The following is a 16,137-nucleotide window of genomic DNA, read 5'->3' on the forward strand; positions in this document are numbered from 1 at the left end:
TGGTGAAAAATGGTTCTCATACTGAAAGAACTTGATTTACCGGTAATTACCACACAAAAAAAGCCAGCCGAATTGGCTAGCTGTCTTTTTGATCCATTTGCATTTGGATTTGTTTTAAAATCTTCTTTTCAAGCCGTGAGACTTGCACTTGGGAAATTCCGAGTCTTTCTGCTACTTCTGATTGTGTTTGGTCTTTATAATACCTTAAATAGACAATTAGTTTCTCACGCTCTTCTAATTCTTTAATCGCCTCTTTTAGCGCAATTTTATCAAACCATCTTTCTTCTGAATGATCGGCAATTTGATCGAGTAATGTAATCGGATCGCCGTCATTTTCATACACGGTTTCATGAATAGATGATGGTGAGCGGACCGCTTCTTGAGCAAGGACGACATCCTCAGGTGTGATGTCCAGATATTCAGCGATTTCCTGAACAGTCGGCATTCTTCCATGAGATTTAGACAATTCGTCCCTTGCCCGCCTGATTTTATTTCCAAGTTCCTTTAAAGACCTGCTGACTTTGACGGTTCCATCATCACGAATGAAACGCTGAATTTCACCAATGATCATTGGAACGGCATACGTCGAAAACTTCACATCATAAGACAAATCAAATTTATCAACAGATTTCAGCAGGCCAATACAGCCTATTTGGAACAGATCATCTGGTTCATATCCTCTATTTAAAAAGCGCTGAACAACGGACCAAACAAGACGCATGTTTTTTTCTACGAGGAGGTCTCTTGCTTGTTGATCTCCGTCTTGGCTTTTTTTGATGAGCTGTTTCACTTCATCATTAGACAGCTGTGCTTTTTTTGCTTGCTTTTTTACCTCCACATCCATATGAGCAGCTCCTTAATTACAAAGCGCTTTGCTTTTTGATAGATGCTTTGTTAAGCGGATTGTTGTGCCCATTTCTGGAGATGAGTCCACCATGACATCATCCATAAAGTTCTCCATGATCGTAAAACCCATCCCGGAACGCTCTAAGTCTGGTTTCGTCGTAAAAAGCGGCTGCCTTGCTTCCTCAAGGTCTGAAATGCCCATGCCTTCGTCTCGAATCGTCAGATACACAATATGGTCATCCAGCGTGACGCTAATGTGCACCTTGCCGTCTGGATTCCCGTCATACCCGTGAATGATCGAGTTCGTGACCGCCTCTGATACAACGGTTTTGATTTCTGTTAGCTCATCTAATGTTGGATCGAGCTGAGCGATGAATGCTGCCACCGTTACTCTCGCAAAAGATTCGTTTTGACTTAAAGCAGAAAAAGTCAGATTCATTTCATTTGTCATGATGCCACCCCCAATGTTTGCAGCGCAGTTTGCTCTGAAGGCTCCATACGAATAATTTTAAACAAGCCGGACATATCAAATAAACGGTTCACCGCTGGCGAGATCGCACAGACGACCATTTCACCGCCAAGTTGTTTAATTTCTTTGTATCTTCCTAAAATCACTCCAAGCCCAGAGCTGTCCATAAACGATAAATCAGCTAAATTCAGCACGATGTGGCGAATGTCCTCTGTTTCCAAATAATTCGTCACCTTTTGTCTCAATGTCTCTGCGGAGTGATGATCAAGCTCCCCTGTCAACCGAATGCAAAGTACGCTCTCTTTTATTTGAAAATCAATACCAAGGCTCATCTTTTCTTCCTCCTTGCTCTATTTTCGGATAAAGAATGTTTCTCTTTCTTCACATGCAAATCCTTCACCATGACAAAACTAGTGATCATTCGTCACATTTAGATGTTCTTTTCGTTCATAGCAAAAAAGACTGCCAGTTGCAGCAGTCTTTCACCTTTTACTTCCATTTAACAAATTCGGCCATAGCCCGTTTAAAGAACGTCCAAACACCGGCTTTTTCCATATCTTCTTTCGCTTCAACAGGACTTTCATGAAGCACTTTTCCATCTTTTTTCAAGATGATGGTGCCAAGTTTCGTTCCTTTTGAAAATGGGGCTGTGACATCTTGAGTTAATTTAATTTCTTTTTTGATCTGATCAACATTTTCGCCTTTTTTCGTTAGAAGAGAAATCGGTTCAGACGTGACAAGTTGAATTTTTTTCTTTTTCCCTTTGCTCACTTTGATCTCTGCTACATCTTGACCACGCTTGTACAGAGGATGCGTTGTATATTGACTAAAGGCGTAATCCAGCATTTTGACGACTTGAGCATTTCTGTCTTTTGGTGTACTTGCGCCGAATACAACAGCAATGACGCGCATGTTGCCTTTTTTAGCAGATGCAGTTAGACAGTATTTCGCCTCGCCTGTAAACCCTGTTTTCACCCCATCCACACCTGGATAAAATTTAATGAGACGGTTTGTATTCACAAGCCAGAATTTTTTATCCGTGTTCTGACGAAGATAGTCTTCGTATACACCTGTGAACTTGGTGATCTCTTCATATTTCAACAGCTCTTTCGCCATTTTTGCCATATCATGAGCCGTGCTGTAATGATCTTTTTCAGGAAGTCCTGTTGGATTTTGAAAGACCGTTGAGGTGAGTCCAAGCTCTTTTGCCTTTTTGTTCATTTGCTCAACAAACTGTTCTTCAGATCCAGCAATATGTTCTGCCATGGCAACTGAAGCATCGTTTCCTGACGCAATCGCAATGCCTTTTAGCATGTCTTTAACCGTCATTTCTTCTCCCGGTTCAAGGAAAATTTGTGAGCCTCCCATAGATGCTGCATGATCGCTCGTTCTTACTTTATCAGTCATTTTTAATTTCCCTTGATCCATCGCTTCCATGATGAGAAGCATCGTCATGATTTTGGTCATACTTGCAGGGGCAAGCTTTTCATCACTGTTTTTGTTGTAAAGCACTTTTCCCGTGTCACGTTCCATTAAAATCGCTGATTTGGCTTCATGCGCCAATTCTGATGTTTGTTTTTCTCCTGGCTTTTCAATCTTTTCTTTTGCCATCGCTGATGGTGAAACCATTGAAATAAGGATCATTAAAGTAAACAATGCACATATATGACGTTTCAAGTGGCAGACCTCCATTATCGTAATCCTTTCTATTTTTTCCTCATAAAGGCTGTTTTATTCAGAGATCGTTTGATTGCCATAAAAAAAAGCCCTCTGTTTATGAACAGAAGGCTTTTTCACACGATCTATGAGAGTTGTTTGACAACTTCTTTCACTAAATCAAGGAAACTTGCTTTCACTTTTTCCGTCACTTCGATCACTTCATCATGAGAAAGCGGCTGATCTAAAATACCTGAAGCCGCATTAGAGATGCATGAAATACCAAGTACTTTTATGCCTGCATGACGTGCCACAATCACTTCTGGCACAGTCGACATACCGACTGCATCAGCGCCAAGCGTTCTGAGGAAACGAACCTCTGCCGGTGTTTCATATGAAGGGCCTGTCATTCCTGCATAAACCCCTTGCTGCACAGATATGCCTAAATGTTTAGCCGTTTTCTCTGCAAGTGCCAACAAATCTTTATCATACGGTGCAGACATATCAGGGAAACGAACCCCTTGACTGTCGTTTGGTCCAATTAACGGATTGGTTCCCATCATATTGATATGATCTGTAATCAACATAAGATCGCCAGGATGGAAGGACGTATTCACACCGCCCGCTGCATTTGTCACAATACATGTTTCAATGCCGATTTCTTTCATCACACGGACAGGAAATGTCACCTGCTTCATATCATACCCTTCATAGTAATGGAAACGTCCTTGCATGGCACAAACGACCGTGCCTTTCAGCGTTCCAATGACGAGCTGGCCTGCATGCCCTTCTACTGTTGAAACAGGGAATCCAGGAATATCTTCATATTTCAATTTGATTGGATTTTCAATCTCATCGGCTAAAATGCCAAGACCTGAACCTAAAATTAATCCAACTGTTGGTACATATGTCGATGCTTGTTTAATATATGCCGCCGCTTCTGAAAACTGTGCTCCCACGTGATTTCCCCCTATTTGAGTTTAGATAAAAAGCTTGTTCCGTATTTTGGCAGCGTTGATTTAAAATTATCTGCTACCGTTGCCCCAAGATCAGCAAATGTTTTCGCTGTTGGCAGCTCATTCGCCTCTTGATGCTTTTTGCTGTAAGCAATAAGCGGAACGTATTCTCTTGTATGATCTGTTCCGTGATGAACCGGGTCATTTCCGTGATCTGCTGTGATCACAAGCAGATCATCCTCTTTTAATAGATCAAACACTTCAGGTAGACGTGCGTCAAATTCCTCTAGTGCCTTACCGTAGCCTTCTGGATCTCTTCTATGTCCATAAAGCGCATCAAAATCGACAAGGTTTAAGAAGCTCAGCCCAGTAAAGTCTGTTTTCAGCGTCTCCACTAGCTTGTCCATTCCATCCATGTTGGATTTCGTTCTGAGTGAAGAGGTGATTCCTTCACCATCATAAATATCAGAGATTTTTCCGATCGCAATGACATCAAGTCCATCATCTTTCAATTCATTCATGACGGTACGGTCGAATGGTTTTAATGCATAGTCATGACGATTTGGTGTTCTAACAAATGCCCCCGGCTCCCCGACAAATGGACGAGCGATGATGCGCCCTACCATATATTTTTCATCTAAAGTCAGTTCACGTGCGATTTCGCAAATGCGGTAAAGTTCGTCTAATGGCACAACTTCTTCGTGTGCAGCAATTTGCAGCACAGAATCTGCTGAAGTATAAACGATTAAATCGCCTGTTTTCATATGCTCTTCGCCAAGCTCATCCAGAATTTCTGTACCAGACGCTGGTTTATTTCCAATGATGCCACGCCCTGTTTTTTCTTTTAATTCATTTAACAGTTCATCTGGAAAGCCGTCTGGAAAGACTTTAAATGGTGTGTCGATGTAAAGACCCATGATTTCCCAATGCCCTGTCATTGTGTCTTTCCCGTTGGATGCTTCTTGCATTTTCCCATAATACGCAAGCGGTTTTTCGTCCGCTGGAATTCCTTTAATTTCTTTAATATGACTTAGCCCAAGCTTCGCCATATTCGGCATATGAAGCCCGTTCATTTTTTCAGCAATATGTCCAAGTGTATCTGCACCTACATCATTAAAATCAGCAGCATCAGGTGCTTCCCCGATTCCTACTGAATCCATCACAATGAGGAAAATACGTTTATACTGATAATCAGGCATAAAAAAGCGCCTCCTTCAATATTCTTGTCCTTTCACCTTTCACAACTGGAGAGGTCAGACATCTCAAGTATAAACCGTTTTCAAGTCAATTGACAACCATAAACGGTCCAAACATAAAAAAGCATGATACACGTTCACCGTGCCATGCTTTACTTATGCCCTTGGATGGAATTTGTGATACACGTCTTTTAATCTTGTTTTTGTGACATGTGTGTAAATTTGTGTAGTAGAAATATCGGCATGTCCGAGCATTTCCTGTACGGCTCTAAGATCCGCACCGTTTTCAAGCAAATGTGTCGCAAATGAATGTCTGAGCGTATGAGGCGTCAATTCTTTTTGAATACCTGCTTCTATGGCTCGTTTCTTTAAGTTCTTCCAAAAGCCCTGCCGCGACATTTTTTTTCCGTGATGATTCAGAAACAAGGCATCGGCCGGCTGTTTTTTGAGCAGCTTGTTTCTGCCTTTTTCTATATACACTTCAATCGCACTTGCAGCAGCTTCACCAATAGGCACGATTCGCTCTTTTCTTCCTTTTCCAAAACAGCGGATAAACCCCATGGTCAGATGCACATCTGCAAGAGTCAGATCAAGCATTTCACTTACGCGAATACCTGTTGCATATAAAAGTTCGAGCATGGCTTTGTCACGGTAGTCAAATGGTGTTTGCTGCTTAGGTGTATCGAGCAGCTTTTCTACCTCATCTAATGATAGAACTTTCGGTAATTTCCGCTCTGTTTTTTGTGATTCAATGTTCCATGACGGGTCATCTGTTGTCACTTTTTCACGGAGCAAAAATTGATGAAAGGAGCGTATCGATGATAGATGACGGACGGACGTTTTACTCGATTTCCCCTCGTCTTTTAACTGTTTTAAATAATGAATAATATGAAGGCGTGTGACGTCTTTTACATCTGTCAATTGTTCATGCGTCATTAAAAAAGACAAATAGTTCTGTAAATCTCTTTTATAAGAGACAATGGTATTTTCAGAGAGTCCTCTCTCTACTGTCATAAAATGAATAAAGTCGGATAATTGATCCTTCAATGGTTTCTACTCCCCGTTTTGATAAAAATAAATCAATCGATCCTGCCAGCTGTCTTGTTTCGGCTGATCCATTTCCATCACTTTTATCGCTGCACCTTCTGGTTTATCATAACGATGATAGCTTTCATATTCTGAATTTATCCATATCATAGCATAATAGAACAGGACGGTAAAACCAGTGAACAAGATAAATACTTTCATTACTTCACCTGTTGTTTTGAGCCATTTTCGCATGTTCTTCATGTCCTTTCTCGTGTTCTCATTACTTCAGCATATGCCAGGTGGGACAAGGAATATACAGCGAACATGCAAAAAACCTTTTCATTTTGAATGAAAAGGTTCCAATTCGGATTATTTGCCGGATTCATCATCATGACACCGGTGGCAAATACCATGGAATGTCAATCTATGATCCTTAATTTTAAATTTCCAGTCGCGTTCAATAATCTCTTCAACATCTTCTAATAAATCATCTTCTATCTCATCGACTGTTCCGCATTCCATACAGACAAGATGGTGATGGAAGTGGGCGGCTCCTTCTTTGCGAAGATCATATCGCGAAACGCCGTCTCCAAAGTTAATTTTATCAACAACTTTCAGTTCAGTAAGCAATTCTAACGTCCGATAAACAGTAGCAAGACCAATTTCAGGAGACTTCTCTTTTACGAGGAGGTATACATCTTCTGCACTTAAATGGTCTTCTTCATTCTCAAGCAGTACTCTTACTGTTGCTTCACGCTGTGGCGTGAGCTTATAGCTGGAAGAATGAAGCTGTTTCTTAATTCGATCAATCCGATTTTCCATTGACTTTCCCTCCTACGCCACATTACTTGATCATTATATCAAATGATGTGCAGAGAGCCAACTATAATCATTTTAAATTGATAAATAAATTGATTATTATTTAATAACGATTATAAAATTATCAAAACAGAACACCTGCCAGCTTTTTCATCAGCATGAATGATAAGTATGATTCAAAAAAGGACGAAAGAGCAGCGAGGGTTAAAATCATCAGTAGAACAGAAGCATACCGGCCAAACCAATGGATTGGCGCTTGACTGATGGTTTTTTTCATAAAAAGCTGACCAATTAAACGAATGGAGAACGCAATCGCACAAGTTCCGATCACTAAATACGCAGGAATGAGCAAGATATTTTGAGGAAGCACCGAGACAAAAGATAGAAAAAAACCGCTAAGCCCCATTTGATTGACCAAAAAACCGACAGTAAACCCAACTACAATCCCTTTTAAAAAGATCATCAGAAAAATAAGCGGCAGGCCAATGATGGAAATTCCGAGTATCCACATGAGGCCCAAATATTTCATATGATGCAAAAAGCTTTGCAAAAACATTTCTTTTGATTCTGCTGCTTTCTCATTCGTCAGTTGACCAAAAAATTGATTTAAATAGTAGAATAAATCCTCTTTCTGACTCATTGTCATACTATTGACGATAATGGCTCCAAAAATGACGCCCATTAAAAATAGTACAGAAACAAACAAATAAATCGATAAATGATCTTTCACGTGCTGAAGAAGATGTTCTTTCCAAGACTTTTTCCGCATGCGCCTTCCTCCCAAATAGTAAAGGTTACTAGATTCTATGAGAGAGCAGACGAAACATGACAGTTTTATGAAAAGAAAAAACGAGAAAGCAGCTGCACACTGCTTTCTCGTTTCCTTTATCGTGCAGCTTTTTGTACGTTCACAAGCCCAGCCCCATAATAAAAAGGTTCGCCAAGTTTTGTTGCCGTTTTTGTCAGCCTTTCACGCAATTCATCATTTGTCAGATTCGGATGTTTTGATAGAATGACTGCCGCAGCACCAGCTACATGAGGTGATGCCATAGACGTTCCACTCTTATATCCATATTCGTTATGAGGAATGGTACTTAATGTTGAAACGCCTGGTGCTGATACTTCCACTTCTTCCCCAACAGAGGAATCAAAGGCTCTTTGCTTTCGTTGATCCACAGATGCGACTGCCATGACAGAGCTGTATTTGGCCGGGTAATCTATCGTATTAAGTGACCCGTAACTCCCAGCATTTCCTGCAGATGCGACAATGAGAATCCCGTTGTCATATGCTCGATCGACCGCTTCTTTCAGCGCCTCCGATTCACTTGCTCCCCCCATACTAATATTGATGACATCCATTTCATTCTCAATCGCCCATTCAATGCCTTTAATGATCCAGCTATAGTAGCCGTCACCATTTTCATCTGCCACTTTCACCGCATAGATCGAAGCTTTTGGTGCCACACCAACCACGCCTACCTTATTATCTAAAGCTGCGATCGTGCCTGCAACGTGGGTTCCGTGTTCATGCGGGTCAACGAGCGGATCGGACTCTGTTGGAACAAAGCTGACACCACCAGTTACATGTAAATCTTCATGCTTGCCGTCGATTCCACTGTCAAGAACAGCTACTTTGACATTCTGTCCGGCATATCCTCGTTTATGTACCTTTTGTGCTTTAATGCTTTTGATACCATAAGGGACGCTTTGACCGCTTGTTTTTGCTTTTTGGTCTTCCTCAATAAAAGTAACTTCTTTTGCTTGATGTAGTTTTTCTTTTGATGCTTCGTTCAACGAAACTTTCATCATATCTATTTTATCTATTGATTCTTTCACATGACCGCCAGCTTTTTCAACAAGCTGTTTTTGTGTTTTGTCTTGAACGGAAGAAGAAAAACCGATCATATACTCTTTTTTTGCTTGATCCTTTGCAGATACATCTGATGCGCCGAATGTCATCGATGCCAGCAGCATACTTGCCATACAAAGCCCTGCTCCAAATGATTTGACCTTCACGATACCCACTCTCCCTTTCATTTCTTTTTGTCATTTAACTACATTTTTAGACAAAAAGAAACGACCGTTTGTCCTATTTTTTAAAATTTTTCCAATTATTTGATCTACTTGTCACAAAAAAGCAAAATAAAAATGCTTATGATCCTGTTCATAGCGATCATAAGCATTCCTACCTTTATGTTTTTTCATCATATGCTGCAAGGCTTCTTGTTTTGTTTTTGTCTTTCTTTCGTGTGTACTAAAATGCGGTATATTTCCTCTCGATTGTTCTGGATTTCGACTGTGCTGCCTTTGAAGGTGTTCTCTCTTTTTCTTTGCTTTGCTTTTTCCCATTTCGCAAAACCCCTTTCGTTGTCGTTATGATACATGAAAGCACCTAAAAAAGATAGACGTATACACGCCTATCTCAAATTGTTGACAAAAGGCTAAAATGTACTTGATTTTAGCCTTTTGTCTTCTTTTCAGCGTGATAGAAAACCTTTGCAGTCTAGGAAGGACGAGCACTGGCGCGGAGCGAATATGACATTCGTGAGCACCGGAGCGAAGGACTGACAAAGAATGCGAGGGTTTGTCTACACGCTGAGATAGACGTAGACACGCCTATCTTTCTTTTCTCACCATATCAAGATGCGGAATTCCATCCTCATCATAACAATCTGAGACAGCTTCGAAGCCAAACGATTCGTAGAACGATTTCAAATAAGCCTGTGCTTGGATTTTAATCTTTGTTTCGCCTAATTCACTGAGCTTTTTTATCGCCTGATCGAGCAGGATCTTCCCGTAACCTTTTTTTCGGCCGGTCTTCGTCACAAGGACACGGCCAATGGATGCCTCTTTGTACATGATCCCGCTTTGGAAAATGCGGCAATAAGCCACAATCGTGCCGTTCTCTTTGGCGATTACATGCAGCGCCTCTTGATCACGATGATCAATTTCAGGATAAGGACATGTTTGTTCTACAACAAACACATTCACTCTTTCCATTAAAATCAGGTAAAGGTCCTCTTTAGACAGTTGTTCAAATGTGTGACATGTCCATTTAAGTTGATTCATGATTGATATCCACCTTACCGTAGACCCCGCCTCCGCCAGCGATCAGTCCAACTTCACCTCTTCTTGCTTTGATGATGTAATCGGCTGTTTTCTCAGGCAGGACCGCTTTTAATTCTTGTTCTGTTGCTTGATGAAGAATATTCATCTCTGTATGAAAGACAGCTTTTAACTTTTCTAACGTTTTGGCTCCAACACCTGGAATAAATTGAAGGGGAAGCTGGTGAACATAAGGAGGCCTTATTCCTTTGTCACTTTCTTGGTCAGCAAGCTCCTTTAACCGCTCACTCACCCCTTTTGTCATTCGGGTATGACCGCATGCTTGGCACTGTTCTTGCTCCTGACTGTAAGGTCTTACCCCGCATTTCTCACAGGTCGTATGATAATACTTTCCGAGCCGCGGAGCGAGCCCATAATTTCCAGTGATGTTTCTGCCATCTTTTCCTTGAAGCGCTAGCTCGAATTCAGCAAAGGAGGCATGATCCATTCGGATCTTAGTATATTCCCGCGCAATTTTCCCTAAAGAATGGGCATCTGAATTTGTTAAAAAAGGATAGCGGTTTAGCTCACTTAGCTGGGAGGCCATAGACGTATCACAGCTAAGGCCAAGCTCAACAGCATCAATGAGTTCTGGATCGAATACTTCGGTTAAAGACGTATTGACCCCTTTGCCGTATAAACTTTTATGCGGCGTAAAAATATGGGCAGGAATAAATAATCCCCCTAGTTCCTTCACCTTATGCTGAAGCGTTCTCCCATCCACATATAACCGCTGTGAACTCAAATGCACATTTTTCATATGAAGAGAAAGCCATGCGGAAAACTCAGACATTTTGCGAAGCGTGGGCATAAAGGCAAGCACATGAATCGGACCTTTTGATTGGTCATCATTGATTTCTAGCTCACTGCCTAAAAGCAAAACGGTCTTTCCAAATGATAAACCGCCATCGCTTAGTTCAGTGTAAGTGCCTTCCTCTACACCTTCTATCAATTCTTCTAGTACTTCAGGAGATTGTGCATCAATCACACCAATCATCCCCATCCCTTTACTTTGAGACGCTTCAATGAGAATTTGGTCAATGGTCAGTGACCTTGCACCTGTAATTTTGACAGCCCTGCCTGTTCTTGTTCGACCAATATGAATATGGATATCTGCAAAGAATTCCCTCATTTTGTAGACTTAAGTACCTCTTGCAATTGTAAGTATTGAATGGCATAGGCTGTTTTTGCATCATAAATATGCTGTTTTTCGATAAGGTGCAGCGCTTCTTCTAATGAAACTTCCATCACTTCGACAAATTCATCCTCATCCAGCTCTCGTTTCTCTTCAAGCGGGACCAGCTGATCGGCAAGGTAGATATGAACAATTTCATCCGCAAACCCTGGTGATGTATAAAAAGCGGTCAGCTTTTGGAGCTCCTGAGTTGTATAGCCTGTCTCCTCTTCCAATTCTCTCAGTGCTGTATGTGCCGGCTCTTCTCCTTTTTCTAATTTTCCAGCCGGAATCTCAACGATGGCTCTCTCCAGTGCTTTACGGTATTGTTTGACCAAAATGATTTTATTTTCGTCTGTACGTGCAATGACTGCTACTGCACCTGGATGTTTAATGATTTCGCGTTTGCCTGGTTTTCCGTTCGGCAATTCTACATCTTCAAGAACCAAGTCAATGATTTTTCCGTTATATAATGTTTTTGACGATAATGTTTTTTCTTCAAAGTCCTTCAATTTTGTCAGCTCCTCGTTCTACTTTCACTTTTTACTTCATTCATTTTAACATAGATGTTTTAGGAGAAGCCAAAATGCGGATGCCTACTTCAATGCGCCTTTTGAAATCACCTAGCTTGAATTCCAGAATTGTTTCACTTAATGTGAAAGGATAGGAGTGTGATTGAATTGAAAAAAAGACGAATTGGCACCTCTGATCTCTTGGTTAGTGAGGCGGCACTAGGATGTATGTCCCTTGGGACTGAAAAAGAAAAAGCGCTCTCTTTATTAGATGAAGCCATTGATCTTGGGATTAACTATTTGGATACAGCTGATTTATATGATTTTGGAACAAATGAGGAAATCGTCGGGGAAGCCATTAAGAACAGACGCCAAGATTTGATTTTGGCCACTAAAGGCGGCAACCGCTTTGAAAAAGGCAAACCTGGCTGGGACTGGGATCCTTCAAAAGCATATATAAAAGAGGCAGTGAAACAAAGCCTGAAACGACTTCAAACAGATTATATTGATTTATATCAATTGCATGGCGGCACAATTGACGATCCAATTGACGAAACCATCGAGGCATTTGAAGAATTGGTTGAAGAAGGTGTCATTCGCTATTACGGCATATCGTCGATCCGTCCGAATGTCATTAAAGAATACGCCAAAAAATCAAATATCGTGAGTGTGATGATGCAATATAGTTTACTCGACCGCCGCCCAGAAGAATGGTTCTCTCTTCTTGAAGAACAAAGCATTAGTGTCGTGGCAAGAGGTCCTTTAGCAAAAGGATTATTAACTGAAAAACCCCTTTCGCAAGCAAGTGCGGCGATTCAAAAGAACGGGTATCTTGAATATTCATTTGAAGAGCTCCAGCAAATCATTCCTTCGTTAAAGAAAGTCGCTTATGACCTATCACTGACAGAGCTGTCCATTCAATACTTGCTCAAGCATTCTGCAGTCAGCTCTGTTGTTTTTGGCGCAAGCTCGGTGAAACAGTTAAAAGAAAATGTGGCAGCGGCAAATGCACGTTCATTAAGCGACCAAGAAGTAAAAGCTTTGTCATATTTCACAAAACAGTCTGTGTATGAGACGCATCGTTTGAATCAATAGAATACAAATGGAAGAACAGCTTGCCACTTATGTTTTGTTTTAATGTACAACCCTATTGGTGCGATTCTGAAATGAAGTGATACGAGGGAGTTAGACGTGTTTTCTCTCAGGCTCATGTAGTATGTATTCATCTCAATGATATAACATAAAAAAGGGAGCATCGTAGCTCCCTTTTTTAACTTTTATACTTTCTCCAGTCTAAATGACTTTCATCTAGCAGCTCTGAGAAGCTTTTATTTTTTTCTTTTTCTTTCTGTTGCCGAAGGAGGTCTTGTCGTTTTTGTTCTTCTCTTTTTTCTGTCTCGGCGGCCAGATTCTGCTTCATTTGAAGGAGCTGCTGTTTCACATCATCCTTTATGCCGTCCTTTAGCTTTGCTTGATCTTGATTGATCTTTTTCACTTTGCCTCTCTCCTTTTGCTTTAGTGTATCATCCGTTTTATTTGCTCAGCAAGAGTCACGCCAAACTCCCAACATGTGGTATGATCTTCATAGAAACCCTTCGGAAAGGAAGAATCAGCTTGAAGAAGAAATGGCTCGCTATACTCGCCTTGGTATTATTTCCACTCGCTGCAATCGGCATTTTTTTTACCAATAAAATGATGTATATACGAAAATTAACGGATGAAGAGCTCATCAAACGAGAATCAGATGAAGGGCACTATCATCACGAGGAGTTTCAACAGCTGCAAAAAGAGAAAGTTTGTATTCCTTCAACATTTGGTTATGATCTTCATGGCTATTTTGTACCGCTCCCTCATACAACACGCACCATCGTTCTTTGTCACGGGGTTACAGTCAGTTTGATCAATTCCGTGAAGTATATGAAATTATTCCAAAAGCTTGGATGGAATGTACTGCTTTATGATCATAGAAGACATGGGATGAGCGGCGGAAAAACAACGAGCTATGGATATTATGAAAAAGAAGATTTGGCTCAAGTCGTCAAGTGGCTGAGAAAAAGGCTTGGGGAAAAAGCAATCATTGGGATACACGGAGAATCGATGGGCGCAGTCACAACTTTATTATATGCTGCAAAACCGGATGCAAACGCCAATTTTTACATCGCTGATTGTCCTTTTGCTTCTTTTGAGGATCAGCTTCTGTATCGATTAAAAACAGATTTTCGTCTTTCAGGACAGTGGATTCTTCCACTAAGTGATCAAGTGTTGAAATGGCGGGACGGATACAGCATTCGGCAAGTTTCTCCACTTGATGTAATCGATCAGGTGAAAGAACCTATCCTTTTTATTCATAGCCTCCATGATGACTATATCCCTTGTGAGCAAAGCGAGCAGTTATACGCACGCAAAAAAGGTGATAAACGGCTATTTATTGCGCCACATGGTGCGCATGCGATGTCTTATAGTGACAATAAGGAAGTCTATGAACAAGAGGTCGAAGCATTTCTGGAAGCATTTCACTTCAATCAAAATGAAAGAGGAGAATGAACAGCCGTTCGTCTCCTCTTTTTGCTAACTTATACGATAGTCACCACTGTTGTATGGTGTCTGCCCGCCAGCTCCATATGGCTCTCTTCCGATTGCTGCTGACTCATGACCGATAACCCTGCAGTTGCTGCCAATAAAAGAACTATCAAACTCATTTTCATATAAATGACCTCCATTTTGAATTTTTGATATGGCTTGAATTTTCCTTTCGTAATACCGGGTAGAAACTTCAAATAATCCAAGCTCATTATAATAATGAGCCGCATCAAGTGCCAGTTCCTCAATATCTGGGTATAAACGCTTGTCCTCCAACAAATCTAATGTATCGTCTATGATTTTTATTTCTGCATCAACGTATAATGCTTTTAAAAACTGAAACTTGCAGATGTAAATTTCATCTTCTAATTCACAGGCTTTCATAATACCTTGTTGATAGAGGGTTAACGACTCTTCTATTTGTTTTTGTTTAAACAGGATTTGGGTCAGCATAAATAGTGGGTCTAGAGAGCGATTCAGATGGGTTAAATTCTCCTTTTCAAACACTTCAAGAGAGTCTTTGAGATAGCGACTTGCTGTAGCAAGATCGTTCATTTGGTAATAGCAGTTACCTAAGTTGAAAAGGGCCGAACCTATGACTCGAGGGTTTCCAATTGAGCGTGCTCGCTTTAGAGCATTTTTAAAGTAGGGCAATGCATGTTCATAGCATTTCAAATCATCATAGTTTGCACCGATGACAAATTCACAGTGGATGATTCTCAGCGTGTACGTTCTGTAGGCAGAGTACGTATCTAACGCTTGCAAAGCATAGTGCATCGAAAAGTGGGTTTGTTTCATGTGGTAGTATATTTCTGCTAATTTAAAATAAAATTCTGCTCTTTCTATATCATCTGATATGAGATTGAGCTTTTTTTCTGCGGAACGGTAATAAGCAATGGCGCTCAAATAGTTTCTCTGTTCAAATTCAAACATCCCTGTAAAAAAATGAACATAATATTCAAGCATATCTGTTAATTTGTTCTGCGAATGTTCAATTGTTTCTAGAAGCTTCTTAATCTCCTCATCATTCGAGGCTTTTTTTGCCGGTTCAAAATATTCAAGCATGACCTTATGTCGAAAATCCATCAGCTGGTAAAAAAGCAGCAAGTTCTGATCTTGCTCCATCTCAAGGATTTCCTGCTCGATCTCGGCCTTTAGCTTCTCTGCTTTCATGACATGAAATCCGCAAATCTGCCTATACCATTCATTTATTTTGATTCCAACCTGAGGCGATGACAGCTTGAGCTTCAATTCACCTTAGCACCTCCCTCCTCATGTACGATACATGTTGTATTCTATCATATTTCCTCGAATGGAAGAAATATGAAATGTCGTTTTTCGTAAAGTTTTCGGTATCCCGCAATAACCGCTTCCATTGCCGATTTTTCGGCATTTACAGTCTCTATTTTTCTCTTTCTATTTTTCTCATTTTGTCGAAATGTTTGTTAAAAATGACTTTTTATCGTTGAAAAATCTCATTTTTCAAATTAGACAGTTCTCCTGTTTGATGAGATGATGATGGCACAAAAAAAGCCCTCTTCAGCAAAGGGCTTATAACACATCTGTTACGTGTTCCATATTCTCTTTTATCCAACTGACTGCTAATTCAAGCGTTGGAAATTCTTCCGTTTCAAATGTGACTTCATCTTGGAGAAGCCAGACGTCCTTTTTTACTGAATCCATTCCACCGATTGACCAGTGCAAAAGGCTATATGGATGATTATTATTTAAAAACGACACCCACGTTTTATTTTGTGCCGTATTTTGTATCACTTTCAGCTTTTGATCCACTACT

20 protein-coding genes are annotated in these 16,137 nt (G+C 40.6%); 2 read left to right on the top strand and 18 right to left on the bottom strand.

Annotation, left to right across the window (positions count from 1 at the left end; genetic code table 11):
* Window positions 1-76 precede the first annotated feature (76 nt).
* The 15 genes from sigF to MHI58_RS11490 all read right to left on the bottom strand — a co-directional run bounded on the left by sigF (window position 77) and on the right by MHI58_RS11490 (window position 11,762).
* On the bottom strand, window positions 77-844 hold the full coding sequence (gene sigF / locus MHI58_RS11420; RefSeq protein WP_007501051.1) for an RNA polymerase sporulation sigma factor SigF: 768 nt from the start codon (window positions 842-844) through the stop codon (window positions 77-79).
* A 12-nt stretch (window positions 845-856) separates the two neighbouring features.
* Window positions 857-1,297, bottom strand: coding sequence for an anti-sigma F factor (spoIIAB, locus tag MHI58_RS11425; RefSeq protein ID WP_007501052.1), 441 nt, complete (start codon window positions 1,295-1,297; stop codon window positions 857-859).
* Window positions 1,294-1,647: an anti-sigma F factor antagonist gene (gene spoIIAA, locus MHI58_RS11430; protein ID WP_008344431.1), complete on the bottom strand. Its 354-nt coding sequence runs from the start codon at window positions 1,645-1,647 to the stop codon at window positions 1,294-1,296. The genes spoIIAB and spoIIAA overlap by 4 nt, the downstream gene beginning before the upstream one ends.
* Before the next feature lie 157 nt (window positions 1,648-1,804).
* Window positions 1,805-3,007 carry a D-alanyl-D-alanine carboxypeptidase family protein gene (locus MHI58_RS11435; RefSeq protein WP_007501054.1) on the bottom strand — a complete coding sequence of 401 codons (1,203 nt, stop codon included), beginning with the start codon at window positions 3,005-3,007 and terminating at the stop codon, window positions 1,805-1,807.
* Between the two features lie 110 nt (window positions 3,008-3,117).
* Window positions 3,118-3,930 carry a purine-nucleoside phosphorylase gene (locus MHI58_RS11440; RefSeq protein ID WP_019743098.1) on the bottom strand — a complete coding sequence of 271 codons (813 nt, stop codon included), beginning with the start codon at window positions 3,928-3,930 and terminating at the stop codon, window positions 3,118-3,120.
* A gap of 11 nt (window positions 3,931-3,941) precedes the next feature.
* Entirely contained in the window at window positions 3,942-5,126 is a 1,185-nt protein-coding gene (gene deoB, locus MHI58_RS11445; RefSeq protein ID WP_025207568.1) for a phosphopentomutase, read from the bottom strand.
* A 153-nt stretch (window positions 5,127-5,279) separates the two neighbouring features.
* Entirely contained in the window at window positions 5,280-6,170 is an 891-nt protein-coding gene (gene xerD, locus MHI58_RS11450) for a site-specific tyrosine recombinase XerD (protein ID WP_007501057.1), read from the bottom strand.
* 6 nt (window positions 6,171-6,176) lie between these two features.
* Window positions 6,177-6,404 carry a YqzK family protein gene (locus MHI58_RS11455; RefSeq protein ID WP_008344420.1) on the bottom strand — a complete coding sequence of 76 codons (228 nt, stop codon included), beginning with the start codon at window positions 6,402-6,404 and terminating at the stop codon, window positions 6,177-6,179.
* A 117-nt stretch (window positions 6,405-6,521) separates the two neighbouring features.
* Entirely contained in the window at window positions 6,522-6,974 is a 453-nt protein-coding gene (fur, locus tag MHI58_RS11460; RefSeq protein ID WP_003215577.1) for a ferric iron uptake transcriptional regulator, read from the bottom strand.
* Between the two features lie 121 nt (window positions 6,975-7,095).
* A complete protein-coding gene (gene spoIIM, locus MHI58_RS11465; RefSeq protein ID WP_017367532.1) occupies window positions 7,096-7,740 on the bottom strand; it encodes a stage II sporulation protein M in 645 nt (214 codons plus the stop codon).
* 116 nt (window positions 7,741-7,856) lie between these two features.
* Window positions 7,857-8,987, bottom strand: coding sequence for a S8 family peptidase (locus tag MHI58_RS11470; protein WP_024718936.1), 1,131 nt, complete (start codon window positions 8,985-8,987; stop codon window positions 7,857-7,859).
* Between the two features lie 111 nt (window positions 8,988-9,098).
* On the bottom strand, window positions 9,099-9,320 hold the full coding sequence (locus MHI58_RS11475; RefSeq protein WP_024718937.1) for a hypothetical protein: 222 nt from the start codon (window positions 9,318-9,320) through the stop codon (window positions 9,099-9,101).
* A gap of 267 nt (window positions 9,321-9,587) precedes the next feature.
* Window positions 9,588-10,040 carry a GNAT family N-acetyltransferase gene (locus MHI58_RS11480; RefSeq protein WP_008343848.1) on the bottom strand — a complete coding sequence of 151 codons (453 nt, stop codon included), beginning with the start codon at window positions 10,038-10,040 and terminating at the stop codon, window positions 9,588-9,590.
* Window positions 10,027-11,208 carry a TIGR00375 family protein gene (locus MHI58_RS11485; protein ID WP_045034339.1) on the bottom strand — a complete coding sequence of 394 codons (1,182 nt, stop codon included), beginning with the start codon at window positions 11,206-11,208 and terminating at the stop codon, window positions 10,027-10,029. The genes MHI58_RS11480 and MHI58_RS11485 overlap by 14 nt, the downstream gene beginning before the upstream one ends.
* Window positions 11,205-11,762 carry an NUDIX hydrolase gene (locus tag MHI58_RS11490; RefSeq protein ID WP_039165835.1) on the bottom strand — a complete coding sequence of 186 codons (558 nt, stop codon included), beginning with the start codon at window positions 11,760-11,762 and terminating at the stop codon, window positions 11,205-11,207. Before MHI58_RS11490 ends, MHI58_RS11485 begins: the two co-directional genes overlap by 4 nt.
* A 168-nt stretch (window positions 11,763-11,930) precedes the next feature.
* Between MHI58_RS11490 and MHI58_RS11495 the strand changes: the two genes are divergently transcribed.
* A complete protein-coding gene (locus tag MHI58_RS11495) occupies window positions 11,931-12,857 on the top strand; it encodes an aldo/keto reductase (RefSeq protein ID WP_008343842.1) in 927 nt (308 codons plus the stop codon).
* A gap of 175 nt (window positions 12,858-13,032) precedes the next feature.
* Here the strand turns inward: MHI58_RS11495 and MHI58_RS11500 are convergent, their stop codons facing one another.
* Window positions 13,033-13,257 (bottom strand): YqkE family protein, encoded by a 225-nt coding sequence (locus tag MHI58_RS11500; protein ID WP_045034340.1) that lies wholly within the window; start codon window positions 13,255-13,257, stop codon window positions 13,033-13,035.
* Between the two features lie 119 nt (window positions 13,258-13,376).
* On the opposite strand from MHI58_RS11500, the gene MHI58_RS11505 reads away from it, so the two are divergent.
* Window positions 13,377-14,306: an alpha/beta hydrolase gene (locus MHI58_RS11505; protein ID WP_082055570.1), complete on the top strand. Its 930-nt coding sequence runs from the start codon at window positions 13,377-13,379 to the stop codon at window positions 14,304-14,306.
* Window positions 14,307-14,330: 24 nt separating this feature from the next.
* On the opposite strand, the gene MHI58_RS11510 is transcribed toward MHI58_RS11505, so the two are convergent.
* Both MHI58_RS11510 and MHI58_RS11515 read right to left on the bottom strand, forming a co-directional pair.
* Window positions 14,331-15,593 carry a tetratricopeptide repeat protein gene (locus MHI58_RS11510; protein WP_025207573.1) on the bottom strand — a complete coding sequence of 421 codons (1,263 nt, stop codon included), beginning with the start codon at window positions 15,591-15,593 and terminating at the stop codon, window positions 14,331-14,333.
* Between the two features lie 300 nt (window positions 15,594-15,893).
* Complete coding sequence (locus MHI58_RS11515) at window positions 15,894-16,133, bottom strand: YqkC family protein (protein ID WP_008343836.1); 240 nt, start codon at window positions 16,131-16,133, stop codon at window positions 15,894-15,896.
* Window positions 16,134-16,137: the final 4 nt, after the last annotated feature.

Source organism: Bacillus sp. FSL K6-2869, from assembly GCF_040869405.1.
Taxonomy (GTDB): domain Bacteria; phylum Bacillota; class Bacilli; order Bacillales; family Bacillaceae; genus Bacillus; species Bacillus altitudinis.

What these genes read in the sequence shown, in the direction of transcription:
- sigF (WP_007501051.1), bottom strand. Translation starts at nt 844, where the DNA reads ATGGATGTGGAGGTAAAAAAGCAAGCAAAAAAAGCACAGCTGTCTAAT.
- spoIIAB (WP_007501052.1), bottom strand. Translation starts at nt 1,297, where the DNA reads ATGACAAATGAAATGAATCTGACTTTTTCTGCTTTAAGTCAAAACGAA.
- spoIIAA (WP_008344431.1), bottom strand. Translation starts at nt 1,647, where the DNA reads ATGAGCCTTGGTATTGATTTTCAAATAAAAGAGAGCGTACTTTGCATT.
- MHI58_RS11435 (WP_007501054.1), bottom strand. Translation starts at nt 3,007, where the DNA reads ATGGAGGTCTGCCACTTGAAACGTCATATATGTGCATTGTTTACTTTA.
- deoB (WP_025207568.1), bottom strand. Translation starts at nt 5,126, where the DNA reads ATGCCTGATTATCAGTATAAACGTATTTTCCTCATTGTGATGGATTCA.
- MHI58_RS11455 (WP_008344420.1), bottom strand. Translation starts at nt 6,404, where the DNA reads ATGCGAAAATGGCTCAAAACAACAGGTGAAGTAATGAAAGTATTTATC.
- fur (WP_003215577.1), bottom strand. Translation starts at nt 6,974, where the DNA reads ATGGAAAATCGGATTGATCGAATTAAGAAACAGCTTCATTCTTCCAGC.
- spoIIM (WP_017367532.1), bottom strand. Translation starts at nt 7,740, where the DNA reads ATGCGGAAAAAGTCTTGGAAAGAACATCTTCTTCAGCACGTGAAAGAT.
- MHI58_RS11475 (WP_024718937.1), bottom strand. Translation starts at nt 9,320, where the DNA reads ATGGGAAAAAGCAAAGCAAAGAAAAAGAGAGAACACCTTCAAAGGCAG.
- MHI58_RS11480 (WP_008343848.1), bottom strand. Translation starts at nt 10,040, where the DNA reads ATGAATCAACTTAAATGGACATGTCACACATTTGAACAACTGTCTAAA.
- MHI58_RS11485 (WP_045034339.1), bottom strand. Translation starts at nt 11,208, where the DNA reads ATGAGGGAATTCTTTGCAGATATCCATATTCATATTGGTCGAACAAGA.